This is a genomic window from Xanthomonas sp. fls2-241-TYG-148, from assembly GCF_030208815.1.
Taxonomy (GTDB): Bacteria; Pseudomonadota; Gammaproteobacteria; order Xanthomonadales; family Xanthomonadaceae; genus Xanthomonas; species Xanthomonas campestris.
This window is the reverse complement of record NZ_JARVTE010000001.1, coordinates 342092-357478: the sequence shown is the minus strand read 5'-3', so window position 1 is coordinate 357478 and position 15387 is coordinate 342092. Positions and strand designations below refer to the sequence as shown.

Sequence of the window (15387 nt, the reverse complement as noted above, 5' to 3'; positions counted from 1 at the left end):
GGCGGATGACGGCGCAGCGCAGGGCTTGGACGACCTGCGGCGGGTTCATGCACCTTGGCGGCGCGGCGGCCTGCCGCACGCAGCGGATGCCGCGCAGCAACGCATCCGCTGCGGCGCGCGCGCCGTGACAGCGGCCCACGCACAAGCCCACCACGGCGCTGCGGTATGCTGATTCGCATGCCCTGGAGTCAACGATGACCGCAATGCCCCGCATCGCTTTTCTTGCCAGCCCCGCCGAGCCGGCAGTGGCCGCACGCGCGCGCCTGGTGCAGCGCTACGGCGACCACGCCTTGCACGATGCCGACATCGTCTGCGCGCTGGGCGGCGACGGATTCATGCTGCAGACCCTGCACCGGCACGGTGCCGCCGATAAGCCGGTGTTCGGCATGAAGCTGGGCTCGGTCGGGTTTTTGATGAACCAGTACCGCGACGATGAGGACGACCTGCTGGCGCGCCTGCAACGCGCCGAGCCGGCCCACCTGCGTCCGCTGGAAATGCTGGTGCAGACCGAATCCGGCACCAGTGCCGGTTCGCTGGCCTATAACGAGGTCTCCTTGCTGCGGCAGACCCGCCAGGCCGCGCATCTGAGCGTGGATCTCAATGGCCAGACCCGCATTGCCGAGCTGATCGGCGACGGGGTGATGGTGGCAACCCCAGCCGGCAGCACCGCCTATAACTACTCCGCGCACGGCCCGATCCTGCCGCTGGGCTCGCACACGCTGGCCTTGACCCCGATCGCGCCGTACCGGCCGCGGCGCTGGCGCGGCGCCATCCTCAAGGCCGATACCGAAGTGCGCTTTCGCGTGCTGGATCCTTACAAACGCCCGGTCAGCGTGACCGCCGATTCGCATGAAATCCGCGACGTGGTCGAAGTGACCATCCGCGAATCCACCGAGCGCCGCGTGACCTTGCTGTTCGACCCCGAACACAACCTGGAAGAACGCATCTTCAGCGAGCAGTTTGCGGTGTGAGGGGCGGGGATTGGGCAGTCGGGATGCGGGATTGGCAACAGCAACAGCGCGGCACGTGTGCTTTAGACGTGTACGCACACGCTACGATGCTGCACGGATGCCCGAGGCACTCCCGATCTGCCGTTCCTGCTTCTACCTATTCCCGATTCCCCACTCCCCAATCCCGGCATTCAAATGGCTGACAACTCCCCCAGACTGCTGACCGTCGCGGTGACCTCCCGCGCATTGTTCGATCTCGAAGAAGGCCACGCGCTGTTCGAGGCCGACGGGGTGGAGGCGTATTCCGCATTCCAGCGCGAGCACGAGGACGACATCCTGGAGCCGGGCGTGGCGTTTCCGGTGGTGCGCAAGTTGCTGGCGCTCAACCACGACACGCCCGAAGAAACGCCGCGCGTTGAAGTGATCCTGCTGTCGCGCAATTCCGCCGACACCGGCTTGCGCATCTTCAATTCCATCCAGCATTACAACCTGGGCATCGTGCGCGCCACCTTTACCTCTGGTCAGCCGACCTGGCCTTATGTCAAACCGTTCGGCACCGATCTGTTCCTGTCGGCCAATCCCGAGTCGGTGCGGCGCGCGCTCACCCATGGCATCGCAGCGGCCACCATCATGCCGCGTGCACCGGGCGAACGGGCCGAGGCGGCTGCGGCCATCGTCGACAACGACGACACCCGCTTGTCCACGCAGCTGCGGATCGCCTTCGACGGCGATGCGGTGATCTTCGGCGACGAGAGCGAGCGCATCTCGCGCGAACAGGGCGTGGAAGCGTTTGGCCGCCACGAGCGCGAGCGCGCACGCGAGCCGTTGTCGGTGGGTCCGTTTCGTAATTTCCTCTCGGCCCTGCATGCGCTGCAGGCGGCGTTCCCGCCGGGCGAGGCTTCGCCGATCCGCACCGCGCTGGTCACCGCGCGCTCGGCACCGGCGCACGAGCGGGTGATCCGCACCCTGCGCGAGTGGGGTGTGCGGCTGGACGAAGCGCTGTTCCTGGGCGGGCGCCACAAGGGGCCGTTCCTGGAAGCATTTGGCGCGGATATCTTCTTCGATGATTCGCAACACAACATCGATAGCGCACGCCAGCACCAGCATGTGGCCGCCGGCCACGTGCCGCACGGCGTGGCCAACGACCCACCGATCGGATGAGCGGGCCGCAGCGCACGCCGGTCCGCGCCGCGCTGCGGATGAGCTGGCGCGCGGTGGAGCTGTCCTTCGCCGAGGACACCATCCAGACGCGCATGGCGCGCTGGGCGCCGCACCGGCTGGTGGTGCCCTATACGCGCGGCATGTTGGCCGCGTTATGGCTACAGCCGCGCCCGCAGTGCATCGGCATCATTGGTCTGGGCGGCGGCGCGCAGGCCAAGTTCTGTCACCGGTATCTGCCCTGGGCACGTGTCGAAGCAGTGGAGGCCGATCCGCAGGTGCTGGCCTTGCGCGATGTGTTTCGCCTGCCGCGCGATGACGCACGCCTGGAGGTCAGCCTGGACGATGGCGCGGCCTGGATCGCCCATCGTCCGCAACGTTATGACCTGTTATTGCTGGACGCCTACGACGCCGACGGCATTCCGCCGGCGCTGTGCACTACCGCATTCTACGCGGCGTGCCAGGCGGCGCTGCGGCCCGGCGGTGTGCTCGTGTTGAACCTGTTCCAGGTGGCGACCGCCGAGCATCTGGGCACGCTGCGCGCGCTGTTCGATGGACACATGCTGGTGCTGCCAGAGCCGGATCTGCGTAACCAGATCGTGTTTTGCTGGGAAGGTAAACGCACGCCCGGCAGCGTCGCCGATGCACTGCGGCGGCTGCCGTGGTCAGCGGCGCGACAACTGCGGCCCTCCATGCAGCGCCTGCAGGCGGCGTGGACGGAGCGGGCTTGGCGATTCAGCTAAACGCTGCGTGCCGACCAATGTGCATGCTGGCGCGACTCAGCCGCCGACAGGGGCGCTGCCTGCAGCATCGCGCAGCGGCAGTTGGATATCGGTGAGGCGCCAACGCAGGCCCTGGCGGCTCAGCACGAACACCACCGGCGCACCGCTGGCGGTGTGGGTGGTGGCGGTGAATCTGCGGGTCGATTCGAAGCGTTGCTCGGCGCCGTCTAGCGGTCGCGCAGGCGAGGGTGCTGCGTAGGTGTCCGGGCTGACGGTCTCGCCGGTCACGCGGTTCCAGACCTGATGGCCTTGCAGCAACGCGCTGATGCCTAACGGTGTCACCAGCGTATCCACGCCGGCGCCGCCGAGACGGCTGGCAAGCTGCAATGCAAAACCACCCAGCAGGCTCGATTGCAGGCCGCTGCCGGCCTCGCGCACCACGTAGTCGTCCAGTTGCGCTTTCAGGTTGACCCGCAGCGTCGGAAAGTCCACGTGCCGCGCCAGCTGCGCGGTGTCGCGGTTGGCCACCGCCTGACTGATGCCGCGGATTGCCAGATACGGCCCGCCGACCACATAGCCGGCCAGTGCCAGCACGATCAACAGCGGGAGCAACCACCACCATTTTTTCATTGCCGCCACTCCTGGATTGATAGCGCATTACAGCGGGTGCACGTGTTGGAAGGCGTGGCGGATGTGCGCATTGCGGCAGGCCGTGCGCGGGCATGCATGGCGTGCCTGCGCTCAGAATTCCAGATCCAGCGCGGCACACAGGTAGTCAACGAACGGTGCCAACACCACTAGATCGGCCGCAATGGTCTGGCGTAGTCGATTGCCGGTCATGGTGGCGTCGTCGAGCGGACGCAGATACGCCCAGTTGCGGTGCTTGAGATCGTCGATGAACTCGAAGTCGGCAGGGAAACCGCGCGGCGCACGCACCAGTTTTTCGCTGTCGTCGAGTGCGAATTTGCGGGTCAGCTTGGGCGCGTGCGCGGCGGCTTTCCAGCTGCCCGGGTTGTCGAAGATGAACTGCCGCAGCTTGCGTTGCGTCTCCGGCTCCGGATGCCATAGCCCCGCGCCAACGAAACTCTCGCCGGGTTGCAGATGGATGTAGAACGACGGTGCCGGCAGCTCGCGCCGCCGCGCGTGGAACAGCCGCGCGCCTTGCCAGTTTTTATAGGGCGATTTGTCGTTGGAAAAGCGTGCGTCGCGATAGATGCGGAACAGCGAGCCGCCCTGCGTTTTGGGATCGGCGCGATAGTGCTCGCTGACCTGCGTAAGGTCCGGTTGCAGGTCGGTGATGAGCTGCAGGAACGGCTGGCGCACATGCGCCTCGTACTGATGCCGATGGTCGTTGAACCAGGTCTTGTCGTTGTGGCGGGCCAGGGCGCGCAGGAACTTGAAGCTGGCGTCGGAAAAATAGGTGGTCATAGCGTGCGTTGGAGGTCCGAACCCCAGGCGGCGAGCTGGTCGAGCAGGGATTGCTTGGTAGCATCGTCGGGGTGAGCAAGCCGTAAATCGGCGATCTGCGCGTAGAACTGTTCCAGCGTAACCTCGCCCAGGCCGCGGTCTTCCAGCAAACGTTGACGGCGATAATCGTTCCAGCGTTGGTGCTCGTCCGGCGAAAGTGTCTGCGGCCAGTTGCGCGCCCGGTAACGGAACAGCAGTTCGATCAGGCGTGGGTCGCGGAAGCGCGCTTCCAGTGCGCCCAGTTCGCCCGGCGCGCTGCTGCGCACCTGCGTCAGCAGGCGCTTGTCGCCCTCGGCCAGAAAACCGTCATACAGCGAGGCATCGGCGTCGTTGACCGCTGCTGCCCCTGCGCGCTCGGCGCCGTAGACCTGGCGTACTTTTTCCGCCAGCTCCGGGCCCAGTTCGCGCAACCGCGCGGCCTTGGCTTCCACCGCGGCGCGGTCCACGCCCAGGCGCTGTAAATCATCGCTACGCAGATGCTGCCAGGCCACCAGGGCGGGGGCCTTGTTCAGATGCACTTCCTTGAGCGGGATGCGCTGCTCGCCTTCGGGCAGATCGGCGGCGCGAATGTACAGGCGGTCGGCGATCTCGTCCGGGCTCAGGCGCAACAGCGCATCCGGGTCGCCGTCCAGATCGAACACAATCACGCGGCTGTCGATGCGCGGGTGACGGGTCAGCGGCAACACCGCCGCCGCGCACAGGCGCGTGGCCGGGTAGCGCTGCGAGATGTGCAGCACCGGTTGCATCGCAATCACGTCCAGCAAACTGGCAGCAAAGCGCTTGTCGCGCAGCCGCAGCGCGTAGTCCCACAGTTTGGGTTGGCTCTGCTGGAACTTGCGCGCCATGCCGATGGTGGCGTACACGTCCGACAGGGCTTCATGCGCATCGCCTTCGCGCACGGCATTGGCATCGGCCAGATGCTCCAGCTTGAACGAGGTGGCGCCATCCTCGCGCTGTGGCCACACGATGCCGTCCGGGCGCAGTGCATGCACCAACCGCAGCACGTCGAGCAGATCCCAACGCGAGTTGCCGCCACGCCACTCACGCTCGTAGGGATCATAGAAATTGCGGAACAGGCCGCAGCGCACGAACTCATCATCGAAGCGGATCGAGTTGTAGCCCAGCGTGCAGGTCTGCGGGCGGCCCATCTGCTCGGCAATGCGCGCGAATGCCTCGGCCTCGTTCACGCCCTCACGCAGCGCGTGCTGCGGGGTGATGCCGGTGACCATGGTGGCGTAGGGCGAGGGCAACAGATCGTCGGCCGGCTGCACGAAGAAACTGATCGGCTCTTCGATCACGCGCAGTTGCGCATCGGTGCGCACCGCAGCGAACTGCGCGATGCGGGTGCGGCGCGGATCCTGGCCGAAGGTTTCCAGGTCGTAGAAGAGAAAGCTGTCAGGCATGCCGTATCACAATCCAAAGCTGCGGCGCGCTGCAAGGCGCCGCCGGTGCTGCTTAGTATCTCTCATCCTCCCGCCGCCTCGCTGAGGCGCGGCTGTGCGGGGGGCGCTGTGAGGTGCAGTGGAATACGCCGCATGCTTCACCCGCGGCAGAGAGGCGCTGTGCGCTCGTCGATGCCAGCGGGTGCGGGCAAACGGCTGACGTCATGGCCCAGCGCTGCTGCCCGTGCGCCGCACGCGAGATAGCGACCAAGGCGCGCATACATGTCATGCGGCGACTGACAGCGAGGCGTCGCTCGGGTCGTGGCCGCCTGCGCGCCACGGCGCTGCCACTACGTCATCGGCAACGCCGCATCCCTGCGTTCAGTGCGCGCCTTCCAGCGGCTCCAGGCGCGCATGCACCACCGTTTCGAGTGCTGCCCAGTCGATCCGCGCTAGATCGGTGTGGCCGTGGGTGGCTTCGACCAGGATCTCGCGCTGGATCTCGCTGCGTGCCAGGGCGATCGCGTAGCGCGTGCGCAGGAAGGTGACCATGGTGTAGTGCGGGACGAAGCGGGTGGGCCAGCGTGCCTGCAGTTCCTGTTCGAGCGCGCGCTGCAGCAGGAATTGCGCATCGCCCACGCGATCGCGCATCTCCAGATAGTTTTCCAGTGCCATCTGCTGGATCGCGGCTGCATCGTCGCGGCGCGCGGCTTCGAAGGCCGCGAACGCCTCGCCCAGGTCGCTGTGTGCATCCAGCTGCTCGGCCAACGCCACGCAATCTTCGAACGCGCAGTTCATGCCCTGGCCGTGGAACGGCACCATCGCATGCGCGGCATCGCCCAGCAGCACGGCGCGGCCATCCAGATGCCAGCGCTCGCGGGTCAGCGTGCCCAACAGGCCGGGCGGGTGCTCTTCCCAGTGTTCCTTGAGCTGCGGGATCAGCGGCAATGCATCGGGAAAGTCGCGGGCAAACAAGGCCAACGCTTCGTCGCCGCTGCGGGTGGTGGCAAAGCTCGGCGTGCCTTCGTTGGGCAGGAACAAGGTCACCGTGAAGGTGCCGCCGTCGTTGGGCAGGGCGATGCACATGTAGCGCCCGCGCGGCCAGATGTGCAGCGCATTGCGTTCGATGCGAAAACCGCCATCCGCCCGCGGCGGAATCTCCAGTTCCTTGTAGGAATGATCGAGAAAGGCGATGTGTTCGCCCACCGGCGCCTTGCGCTGCATGGCCGCGCGCAAGGCCGAGCCGGCGCCGTCGCTGCCGACCAGTGCCTGGAAGTGGATCTCGTGCGGCTGGTCGTCGCGGTCGTCGATGAAGCGCGCGTAGCCGGCGTCGAAATCCACCGTGTGCAGGCGCCGATAGAAATGCACGCGCGCGCCGGCCTGTTCGGCCAGATCGAGCAGGGTGACATTCAAAGCGGCGCGGTGGATCGACCAGATCACCTCGCTGTCGTCGCGCCCGTAGCGCTGCAGCTGCGGCTCGCCGCTGACCGGGTGGATCATGCGTCCGCGCATCATCACCGCCTTGGCCATCACCGCGTCTTCGGCGCCGGCCTGCCGCAAGGCATGCCGGCCACGTTCGGCCAAGGCGAGGTTGATCGAACGCCCGGACTCGTAGCCCTTGATGCGTGGGTCGCCACGGCGTTCGTACAAGGTGATCTGCCAGCCGCGCCGCGACAGCAGAATGGCGAGCAGGCAACCGGCCAAACCGGCGCCGATCAGGGTCAGGGAACGAGGGGAGGCAGCAGCGCTCAATGCGGTATCCGGCAGCGGCCGGACAGGGGCGCCGGCAAGGAGGAAGGGCTCAGGCAGCGGCCCAGGTTTCCACGTGCTCCACCAACTGGTGCAGATCGCAGAAGCGGTTGTACAGCGGTACCGGCGCGATGCGGATCACATCCGGCTCGCGCCAGTCGCCCAGCACGCCCACCGATTGCAGGTATTCGAACAGGGCACGGCCCTGGGTGCGGCCACCGGCCACGCGCAGCGACAGCTGGCAGCCACGCTGCGCGGGATCGGCCGGGGTGACGATCTGCAGCACCTGCGGCACGCGCGCGTGGATCAGCTGTTCCAGATGCCCGGTGAGCTGCTCGGATTTGGCACGCAGCGCCGGCATGCCGGCCTGGTCGAACAGCGCCAGCGACGCGCGCAGCGGCGCCAGCGCCAGCACTGGCGGATTGCTCAGCTGCCAGCCTTCGGCACCGGGCGAAGGCACGAACTGCGGTTCCATGCGGAAGCGTGTGGGTTGTTCGTGGCCCCACCAGCCGGCCATGCGCGGCAGGTTGCTATGCGCATGCCGCGCATGCACGAAGCACCCACCCACCGCACCCGGGCCGGCGTTGAGATATTTGTAGTGGCACCACACGGCGAAATCGACGCCATCGTCGTGCAGGCTGAGCGGGATGTTGCCCACCGCGTGCGCCAGGTCGAAACCCACCGCTGCGCCCTGGGCGCGTGCCAGCCGCGCAATCTCGCCCAGCGCGAAAGCCTGGCCGGTGCGGTACTGGATCCCTGGCCACAGCACCAGCGCCAGCCGCGGGCCGTGCTGCGCAATTGCTTCAGCGATCGCGTCCATCGACAGCGTGCCGTCGGGTGCGTCGGGCTCCACTTCGATCAGGTGCGTGTCCGGGTCCAGTCCGTGCAGGCGCAGCTGCGACTCCACGGCGTGTCGGTCGGACGGAAACGCGCCGGCTTCGATCAGGATCGCGGCACGCTCGCCGCTGGGCCGGTAGAAGCTGGCCATCATCAGGTGCAGGTTGACGGTGAGCGTGTTCATCGCCACCACCTCGTCCGGCTGTGCGCCGACTACCCGTGCCAGCCCGTCGCGCACCAGCTGGTGATAGGTGAGCCATTGGGTGGGGCCGGTGAAGTGGCCTTCCACCGCGAGCGCGCCCCACTGGTCGAGCACTTCGGACACCATCGCACGCGCCTGGCGCGGTTGCAGGCCCAGTGAATTGCCGACGAAATAGGTCTGATCCTGGCCGCCATGTTGCGGAAACACGAACGCATCGCGGAGCGCGCGCAGCGGGTCGGCAGCGTCCAGTGCGGCAGCATGGGAGCGGGACAGTGGATCGGTCATCATCGGCTCGCGGCGCAGGTCAATGCCGCAGTTTACCTGCCGGCGCCCTGTGCGCCGTCATGCACGGCCGGCGCCTCGGCAGTGGCGGGGCGGGCGGGGCGCAACAGGTGGGTCAGGGTGCCGATGCTGTCGGTGATACGGTCGATGGTGTCGGCCAGCGCCGCCGCTGCGGGCAGGCCATCAGGTAGGGCCGCCAGCGCATCGGACACCCCGCGCTCGGCGGTGCGCAGCGTGGCCGGCGCCGGCACGCGGCCTTCGCGCAGACAGGCGCTCAACTCGGCCAGGGCCTGATCGGCCTGCTCGGCAAACGCAGGCAATCCATCCAGTGCCGGCAGCGGGTGACCATCGCGCAGCACCGCTTCCAGTGACAGCGTGGCGCGGATCAAGCGGTTGCCATTGGCCAACAATGATTCGGCGCGCTTGAGCTCGTCCAGGTTGCGTCGGCTGCGGGGTTCTCCGCGCAGCCGTTCGATCGAGGCCTGGGTATTGGTGCGCGCTACCCGCGCGGCAGCGCGGCTGTCGCTCAAGGCATCCAGTTGGCCGAGCAGCAGGTTGCGCAGGTGCGCGCGGTAGGCGTCGAGCAATTGCGCCAGCGAGGCGCGGATCTGCCGGCGTTCGCGCGTGGGCCACAGTGCGTAGGCAATCAGCGCCAGCGCGCTGCCGGCCACGGTGGCCTGCAGACGCGCGCCGACTGCCTCGCCCGGCGACACCCCTTCGAACGACAACAGCAGCACCAGCATGCCGGTCAAAAACGCCACACCGATGCCGTAGTTGACCTGTGTCAACAGGCGAAATCCTAGGCAAAACAGCGCCAACAGGCTGAGGCGGATGCCGGCACCGTCCATCGCCAGATGCGCAAGCAGCGTGGCCAGCAACAAGCCGACGAAGGTGCCGGCGACCCGCAAGGCGCCAAAGCTGAAGGTGCCGCCGAAATCCGGCTTGAGCACGATCGCGGTGGTCATCGGGATCCAGAAGCCGTGCGGAATCTGCTGCCAACGCTGAAAGGCGATCGCCAGGGCCAGGCACACGCCGCAGCGCAACGCATGACGAAACGCCACCGAAGACAGGTCCAGGTTCGCTCGCAGCGTGGCCCAGGTGGCGGCCGGGCGCAGCGCCGCGGGCAGCCGCGCTTCGGCCAGCTGCGCCTGGATCTCGCCGCGGCTGCTGGCCCAGTGCGCATTGCGGACCAGGGCGCGCAGCTGGCCGCCGAGGCCTTGCGCGCGCGCCACTGCCACGCGCACCAGGCGGCGCTCGCGGGTATCGGCGTTGTCGTGCTGGAACTGCGCCAGCGCCGCCACCAGATCGTCGAAGCCGGTCATCGAGGCCGTGGCGGCAGCGGGGTCTTCCCCCACGGTCATCGCGTGGGCAAGTTGTTCCAGCACGATGGCGCTGCGCTCCAGCACGCGTTCGATCGCCGGCCGCGCCTGCGACTGGCCCAGGCGGGTGTCGGCATCGGCCAGCGACAGCAGTTCCAGGCGCACGCGGTCGCACAGCTCGGCAATGATGCGGAAGCTCTGCACCGCGATTGCGCGCGAACGGTGCTCGCCATGCAGCATGACCATGGCATCGAGCACTTCCTGCGTAGCCGGCGGCGGCGCGCTGGCTTCCGGGCGTTGCCGCGCAATGCTGGCCAGCTGCCGCATCAGCTCTGCCAATGCAAAGCGCTCGGGCCGGTAACGCTGCAGGGGCCATGCAGCCAGCGCCAGCAGGACCTGCAGCACGCCGCCGGCAAAGATCAGCAGCGCAACGCCTGGCGCCTGCGCTACTGGCAGGCGCATGTCGGCGCTGACCACCAACAGGATCATGCTGGTCAGGCCCACCCGCGCCGCCACCGGGCCCAATGCGACCAGCAGGCCGCCGCCCAGGCCGAGCACCAGCCCGGCGAGCACCAGGGCGGGGGTGTTATGGCCGACCCAGATGCCCAGCAGCGCGGCGCCGCCGGCAGCCAGCGCCGCCATCAGCATGCGCTGCAGGCGCGCCCGATACGGGCCGGGCTGATCGGAAAACATGGTGTTCAACGCGCCGCTGCACACCGCCAGGCCGGCCGCAACATGCCCCGTCGCCACGCCGATCAGCAGCGGCAACACCACCGCGGCGGTGTTGCGCAGTGCAACGCGCAATGGCACGTCGCGCGGCTTGAGGTCGATCAGTGCGCGCAGCATGGCGTGGAGGTCAGCACAAACAAGGTGGTTGGCAAATGCGGGTGCAACTCACGGCCCGCGGCTCAGGCCTCGGCGGCGGCATAGCGTTCCGGCGCAGGGTGCACATGCCCGCACTGTGAGCAGGTGCGCAGCGCAAGCGAACGATAGAAATGATCGAACACCGGCGGGAAGTCGGTTTCGATATTTTCCAGCGGGAACATCGCTTCATACAGCTTGTGATTGCACTGCGGGCAATACCACTGCAGGCCGTCCTGCTCATGCGGCAATCGCTCACGCTCGATCACCAAGCCGATCGATCCGGCGGCGCGTTGCGGCGAATGCGGCACCTTGGGTGGCAGCAGAAAGATCTCGCCGGCACGGATCGGGATGTCGCGCGCGGTGCCGTCGTCCTGCACCTTCAGCACCATCTCGCCTTCGAGCTGGAAAAACCACTCCGGGCCCTCGTCATAGTGATAGTCGGTGCGCGCGTTCGGCCCACCGACGATCATGATGATGAAGCCGTCCTGCTGGATGCACTTGTTGCCCACCGGCGGCTTGAGCAGATGGCGGTGCTGCTCGACCCAGGCGTGCAGGTTGATCGGTGGGACCAGCATCGGCGTTCCTTGGCGAAGAAGACGCCCAGCATAGCCAACCGGCGGCACCGATGGGTGCCGCGCGGCCGGCTGCGCTCAGCGTTCGCTATGGTCGGCCTGAATCTGCGCCAGCGCCGTGTCGTAGCGCTCTTGCAGGATGTCCGCACGATCGACCGACATACGCAGATCGTGCGCACGCCCGTCGCGCAGGCTGTAGACCCAGCCGTGCACGCGCAGTTCCTGGCCGCGGTCCCAGGCATCGCGCACGATGGTGGTGCGGCAGACGTTGACTACCTGTTCCAGCACATTGAGCTCGCACAGGCGTGCGTGCTGCACCGACAGGTCGCCGGCCTGGTGCAGGCAGGCCTCGTGTTTGTCGGCCACATCGGTGACGTGGCGGATCCAGTTGTCCACCAGGCCCATGCGCTTCTGGGTCAGGCTGGCAAACACGCCGCCGCAGCCGTAATGGCCGACGACCAGAATGTGCTTGACCTTGAGGACGTCCACCGCGAACTGGATCACCGACAGGCAATTCAGATCGGTATGCACCACCACATTGGCGATGTTGCGGTGGACGAACACTTCGCCCGGCGCCATGTCGATGATCTGGTTGGCCGGAACGCGTGAATCCGAACAGCCGATCCACAGATATTCCGGGGATTGCTGGGTGGACAGCTTGGCAAAGAATTCCGGGTCTTCGCGATTGATGCGATCGGCCCAGGCGCGGTTGTTTTCAAGCAAATGGTTGAGCTCGTTCATGCGCGCAGTATTCCAGAACGTGGGGAAGGGAGCGTAGGTGCCACCGCAGTGGCGTAAAGCCGTGGTGCAGGAACGCCAAGCCGACGGCGCTGCTCAGTCATGGCTGCTGCGCGCCTGCAGTGCATCGCGCATCAGCGCGGCCACCGCCTGCGTCTCGGCAGAGGCTTGGGCGGCCAGCGCATCGCTGACGGCACGCACATTGGCCACCGGGTGATTCTGACTGAGCTTGAAAGTGAGTTCGATGCGGCTGGGCACGAAGCGGAAGGCCACCAGCCCGCGCAGCTGGCGCCGATGGCTGTCACGGTCCATCTCGAACAGCCAGTCGCTGCCGATGCTGTGTTCGAACTGCGCGCTCATGCGCCCGATCAAGTCGCCGACCGCCACCTCGTCCTCAACTACGCTGCACTGGCCATGCAGATGCGCCACCGCGTAGTTCCAGGTGGGCACGCGGGCGGCGGCTTCCTTGTCCGGATACCAGGTGGGCGACACATAGGCATGCGGGCCGTGCACGAGCATCACTGCATCGCCATGATGGCGCGCCTGCGGATTGGGGCGGGCCCAATGCCCTTCGATGAGGATCGCCTCCGCATCGCGCCGGTAGATCACTGGCAGATGCGAGATGGCCGGTTGCCCGGTCTCGCCCGGCGTGATCAAGGTGACGAACGGGTCATGCGCGATCAGGCCGTCCAGCAACGCCAGATCGGTCTGTGCGAACGCGCGCGGTGCGTACATCTCAGGCGCGGCCGCCCATCGTCACCACCATGCGCTCGCGCAGGTCGGCATCGCTGTCGCCGCGCGGTGGCGACACCTCATGCAGCGAAAAACCGCGCATCAGCGCGTCTTCTTCGTCCAGCCCGTCCAGTGCCACGAATTCGGCATCGAACAAGGCCGCGCGTGCGGTGTCCTCGCTGTCGTAGGCCAGCGTCTTGCCATCGCTGTCCAGCACTTCGGCAGTGCCGGCTTCCTTGATGCGCAGGCGCGCCCAGATCAGGGTGCGGCCGATGGTGGCCAGCCACCACTGATCGTGGCTGCCAGAGCTGTGCGCTGCGTCGATGTCGATGATGTTCATGCCAGTACCTTGGAAAGCAGCCCGAGCAGGGCCGCCATGCCCAGGCCGAAAAAAATGGTCAGCAGCGAGAGCCAGGCGGGTGTGGCCAGACCGGACAGCGCACTGTCGCGGTAGCTGCGGTAGCGGCGCGCCAACAACCAGCGCCACGCGGTGGGGCTGATGAAGGCCGGGTCGCCGAAGCTGTCCAGCGCATCCGGGTGGCGGTCGCGCAGGTGTACCAGGGTGAGTGGCCAGAAGATCAGCAGGGCGGTCAGCCCGGCGACCGCAACACCCACGAAACACAGCGCGAAGAACAGGGTCATGTGTCCGCCATCAGCGAGGCCAGCTTGGGAAGGGCTGCGCCAACCAGCAGCGCAGCAATGGTCCACCACAGCGGGCGCACTGCGTGGCTGATCGCCTTGCGTGCGGGCTCGCTTTGCCACCATGCAGCGGAATCCAGTTGCATGGCTGACTGCCGCGCCAGTCGTACGCCTCGCGCGCCGGCGATGCCGGCCGCCAGCAATGCCAGCACGAAGGCCAGCATCTGCAGTGTGGAGGCGGCCAACATGCTCATATCAGAACTCCGCGCTGCCCGGCGCGCGCGGGTAGGGGATCGCGTCGCGGATATTGCTCAAGCCGCACACGTAAACCACCAGGCGCTCGAACCCCAAGCCGAAGCCGGCATGCGGCACCGAGCCATACCGGCGGAAATCCCGGTACCAGCTGTAGTGCTCCTTATCCAGGCCGAACTGCGCCATGCGCGCGTCGAGCACGTCCAGGCGCTCTTCGCGCTGGCTGCCGCCGATGATCTCGCCGATGCCCGGCGCCAGCACATCCATCGCCGCAACGGTCTTGCCGTCGTCGTTCAGGCGCATGTAGAACGCCTTGATGTGCTCGGGATAGTTGGTCACCACCACCGGGCGACCGATGTGTTCTTCGGTCAACCAGCGCTCGTGCTCGGTCTGCAGGTCCAGGCCCCATTCGACCGGGAAGTCGAACCTCTTGCCGGAGTTCTGCAGCAGCTTCACCGCCTCGGTGTAGTCGATCTGCTCGAACGGCGCATTGATGAAGGCTTCCAGCTTGCTGATGGCGTTCTTGTCCACGCGCTCGGCCAGGAAGGCCAGATCGTCGCCACGTTCGTCCAGCACCGCGCGGAACAGGTACTTGAGGAACTGCTCGGCCAGGCGCGCGTCTTCGGCCAGATCGGCGAAGGCGATTTCCGGCTCGATCATCCAGAACTCGGCCAGATGGCGGGTGGTGTGGCTGTTTTCGGCACGGAAGGTCGGCCCGAAGGTGTAGACCTTGCTCAGTGCCAGGCAGTAGGCCTCCACGTTGAGCTGGCCGGACACGGTCAGGAAGGTTTCCTTGCCGAAGAAGTCGCGGCTGAAGTCCACGTTGCCCTTGGCATCGCGTGGCAGGTTGACCATGTCCAGCGTGGAGACGCGGAACATCTGCCCGGCGCCTTCGGCGTCGGAGGTGGTGATGATCGGCGTGCTGATCCAGTTGAAGCCGTTCTGGTGGAAGAAGCGGTGCACCGCCTGCGCCAGGCAGTTGCGGATACGCGTGACCGCGCCGAACAGGTTGGTGCGCGGACGCAGATGCGCCACTTCGCGCAGGAATTCCGGCGACATCGGCTTGGGCTGGATCGGGTAGGTCAGCGGGTCTTCGACCCAGCCGACGATCTCCACACCGCTGGCCTGGATCTCGAACGATTGCCCCTTGCCTTGCGACTTCACCAGCACGCCCTTGGCGATCAGCGAACAGCCACTGGTCAGCCGCTTGATCTCGTCGAAATTCGGCAGCGACTCGGTGGCCACGACCTGGATCGGCGCGAAGCAGGAGCCATCGGTGACGTTGATGAAGGCCAGTCCGGCAGACCCGCGCAGCGTGCGCACCCACCCGCGTACCGTAACTTCGCCGCCTTCCGGGAGTTTCCCCGCAAGCGCATGTTCAACGCTGACCACCGTCATGACTATTCCTCGCCGTAGCGACCTTGGAGTGACCTGCGAGTTTACTGGCTGCGGCCGCGCCGGCGCGAGCACCTGAACAGGCGCAGGCGCGCCGCGCTTGTCTACGGGCAACGCTGGCCCCATC

Annotated in this window: 16 protein-coding genes; 3 read left to right on the top strand and 13 right to left on the bottom strand. The window is 66.8% G+C overall.

The features are described from left to right. The first annotated feature begins 194 nt into the window (after nucleotides 1–194). The 3 genes from QRM60_RS01510 (at nucleotide 195) to QRM60_RS01500 (ending at nucleotide 2851) form a co-directional block, all read left to right on the top strand. Nucleotides 195–971 (top strand): NAD kinase, encoded by a 777-nt coding sequence (locus tag QRM60_RS01510; RefSeq protein WP_011036730.1) that lies wholly within the window; start codon nucleotides 195–197, stop codon nucleotides 969–971. A 174-nt stretch (nucleotides 972–1145) separates the two neighbouring features. Beyond that, nucleotides 1146–2111 carry a 5'-nucleotidase gene (locus QRM60_RS01505; protein WP_012438679.1) on the top strand — a complete coding sequence of 322 codons (966 nt, stop codon included), beginning with the start codon at nucleotides 1146–1148 and terminating at the stop codon, nucleotides 2109–2111. Continuing rightward, a complete protein-coding gene (locus tag QRM60_RS01500) occupies nucleotides 2108–2851 on the top strand; it encodes a transferase (RefSeq protein ID WP_285445436.1) in 744 nt (247 codons plus the stop codon). Before QRM60_RS01505 ends, QRM60_RS01500 begins: the two co-directional genes overlap by 4 nt. Nucleotides 2852–2887: 36 nt before the next feature. Here QRM60_RS01500 and QRM60_RS01495 read toward each other — a convergent pair whose 3' ends face one another. The 13 genes from QRM60_RS01495 to asnS form a co-directional block, all read right to left on the bottom strand. After that, nucleotides 2888–3460 (bottom strand): DUF2939 domain-containing protein, encoded by a 573-nt coding sequence (locus tag QRM60_RS01495; protein ID WP_274348663.1) that lies wholly within the window; start codon nucleotides 3458–3460, stop codon nucleotides 2888–2890. A gap of 111 nt (nucleotides 3461–3571) precedes the next feature. Beyond that, nucleotides 3572–4258, bottom strand: a complete 687-nt coding sequence (locus QRM60_RS01490) for a DUF2461 domain-containing protein (protein WP_285445435.1) — start codon at nucleotides 4256–4258, stop codon at nucleotides 3572–3574. Next, complete coding sequence (gene sbcB, locus QRM60_RS01485) at nucleotides 4255–5700, bottom strand: exodeoxyribonuclease I (protein ID WP_285445434.1); 1446 nt, start codon at nucleotides 5698–5700, stop codon at nucleotides 4255–4257. The genes QRM60_RS01490 and sbcB overlap by 4 nt, the downstream gene beginning before the upstream one ends. Before the next feature lie 360 nt (nucleotides 5701–6060). Continuing rightward, nucleotides 6061–7431: an NAD(P)/FAD-dependent oxidoreductase gene (locus QRM60_RS01480; RefSeq protein WP_114997747.1), complete on the bottom strand. Its 1371-nt coding sequence runs from the start codon at nucleotides 7429–7431 to the stop codon at nucleotides 6061–6063. Nucleotides 7432–7480: 49 nt separating this feature from the next. Then, nucleotides 7481–8752, bottom strand: coding sequence for a kynureninase (gene kynU / locus QRM60_RS01475; protein WP_285445433.1), 1272 nt, complete (start codon nucleotides 8750–8752; stop codon nucleotides 7481–7483). A gap of 32 nt (nucleotides 8753–8784) precedes the next feature. Then, nucleotides 8785–10914, bottom strand: coding sequence for an FUSC family protein (locus QRM60_RS01470; protein ID WP_228440380.1), 2130 nt, complete (start codon nucleotides 10912–10914; stop codon nucleotides 8785–8787). Nucleotides 10915–10976: 62 nt separating this feature from the next. Continuing rightward, nucleotides 10977–11507: a 3-hydroxyanthranilate 3,4-dioxygenase gene (locus QRM60_RS01465; RefSeq protein WP_014507392.1), complete on the bottom strand. Its 531-nt coding sequence runs from the start codon at nucleotides 11505–11507 to the stop codon at nucleotides 10977–10979. Nucleotides 11508–11582: 75 nt separating this feature from the next. Continuing rightward, a complete protein-coding gene (gene can / locus QRM60_RS01460) occupies nucleotides 11583–12245 on the bottom strand; it encodes a carbonate dehydratase (RefSeq protein WP_070692891.1) in 663 nt (220 codons plus the stop codon). A 93-nt stretch (nucleotides 12246–12338) separates the two neighbouring features. After that, nucleotides 12339–12977 (bottom strand): FMN-binding negative transcriptional regulator, encoded by a 639-nt coding sequence (locus QRM60_RS01455; RefSeq protein ID WP_119959862.1) that lies wholly within the window; start codon nucleotides 12975–12977, stop codon nucleotides 12339–12341. 1 nt (nucleotide 12978) lies between these two features. After that, nucleotides 12979–13314: a hypothetical protein gene (locus QRM60_RS01450; protein WP_012438669.1), complete on the bottom strand. Its 336-nt coding sequence runs from the start codon at nucleotides 13312–13314 to the stop codon at nucleotides 12979–12981. Further along, nucleotides 13311–13616 (bottom strand): hypothetical protein, encoded by a 306-nt coding sequence (locus tag QRM60_RS01445; RefSeq protein ID WP_042598819.1) that lies wholly within the window; start codon nucleotides 13614–13616, stop codon nucleotides 13311–13313. Before QRM60_RS01445 ends, QRM60_RS01450 begins: the two co-directional genes overlap by 4 nt. Next, nucleotides 13613–13867: a hypothetical protein gene (locus QRM60_RS01440; protein WP_285445432.1), complete on the bottom strand. Its 255-nt coding sequence runs from the start codon at nucleotides 13865–13867 to the stop codon at nucleotides 13613–13615. Before QRM60_RS01440 ends, QRM60_RS01445 begins: the two co-directional genes overlap by 4 nt. Nucleotide 13868: 1 nt before the next feature. Beyond that, nucleotides 13869–15263: an asparagine--tRNA ligase gene (gene asnS, locus QRM60_RS01435; protein ID WP_223647796.1), complete on the bottom strand. Its 1395-nt coding sequence runs from the start codon at nucleotides 15261–15263 to the stop codon at nucleotides 13869–13871. Nucleotides 15264–15387: the final 124 nt, after the last annotated feature.

Bases quoted from the DNA above. Each gene is read 5' to 3' on its own strand.
- QRM60_RS01510 (WP_011036730.1), top strand. From the start codon at position 195: ATGACCGCAATGCCCCGCATCGCTTTTCTTGCCAGCCCCGCCGAGCCG.
- QRM60_RS01505 (WP_012438679.1), top strand. From the start codon at position 1,146: ATGGCTGACAACTCCCCCAGACTGCTGACCGTCGCGGTGACCTCCCGC.
- QRM60_RS01500 (WP_285445436.1), top strand. From the start codon at position 2,108: ATGAGCGGGCCGCAGCGCACGCCGGTCCGCGCCGCGCTGCGGATGAGC.
- QRM60_RS01495 (WP_274348663.1), bottom strand. From the start codon at position 3,460: ATGAAAAAATGGTGGTGGTTGCTCCCGCTGTTGATCGTGCTGGCACTG.
- QRM60_RS01490 (WP_285445435.1), bottom strand. From the start codon at position 4,258: ATGACCACCTATTTTTCCGACGCCAGCTTCAAGTTCCTGCGCGCCCTG.
- sbcB (WP_285445434.1), bottom strand. From the start codon at position 5,700: ATGCCTGACAGCTTTCTCTTCTACGACCTGGAAACCTTCGGCCAGGAT.
- kynU (WP_285445433.1), bottom strand. From the start codon at position 8,752: ATGACCGATCCACTGTCCCGCTCCCATGCTGCCGCACTGGACGCTGCC.
- QRM60_RS01470 (WP_228440380.1), bottom strand. From the start codon at position 10,914: ATGCTGCGCGCACTGATCGACCTCAAGCCGCGCGACGTGCCATTGCGC.
- QRM60_RS01465 (WP_014507392.1), bottom strand. From the start codon at position 11,507: ATGCTGGTCCCACCGATCAACCTGCACGCCTGGGTCGAGCAGCACCGC.
- can (WP_070692891.1), bottom strand. From the start codon at position 12,245: ATGAACGAGCTCAACCATTTGCTTGAAAACAACCGCGCCTGGGCCGAT.
- QRM60_RS01455 (WP_119959862.1), bottom strand. From the start codon at position 12,977: ATGTACGCACCGCGCGCGTTCGCACAGACCGATCTGGCGTTGCTGGAC.
- QRM60_RS01450 (WP_012438669.1), bottom strand. From the start codon at position 13,314: ATGAACATCATCGACATCGACGCAGCGCACAGCTCTGGCAGCCACGAT.
- QRM60_RS01445 (WP_042598819.1), bottom strand. From the start codon at position 13,616: ATGACCCTGTTCTTCGCGCTGTGTTTCGTGGGTGTTGCGGTCGCCGGG.
- QRM60_RS01440 (WP_285445432.1), bottom strand. From the start codon at position 13,867: ATGAGCATGTTGGCCGCCTCCACACTGCAGATGCTGGCCTTCGTGCTG.
- asnS (WP_223647796.1), bottom strand. From the start codon at position 15,263: ATGACGGTGGTCAGCGTTGAACATGCGCTTGCGGGGAAACTCCCGGAA.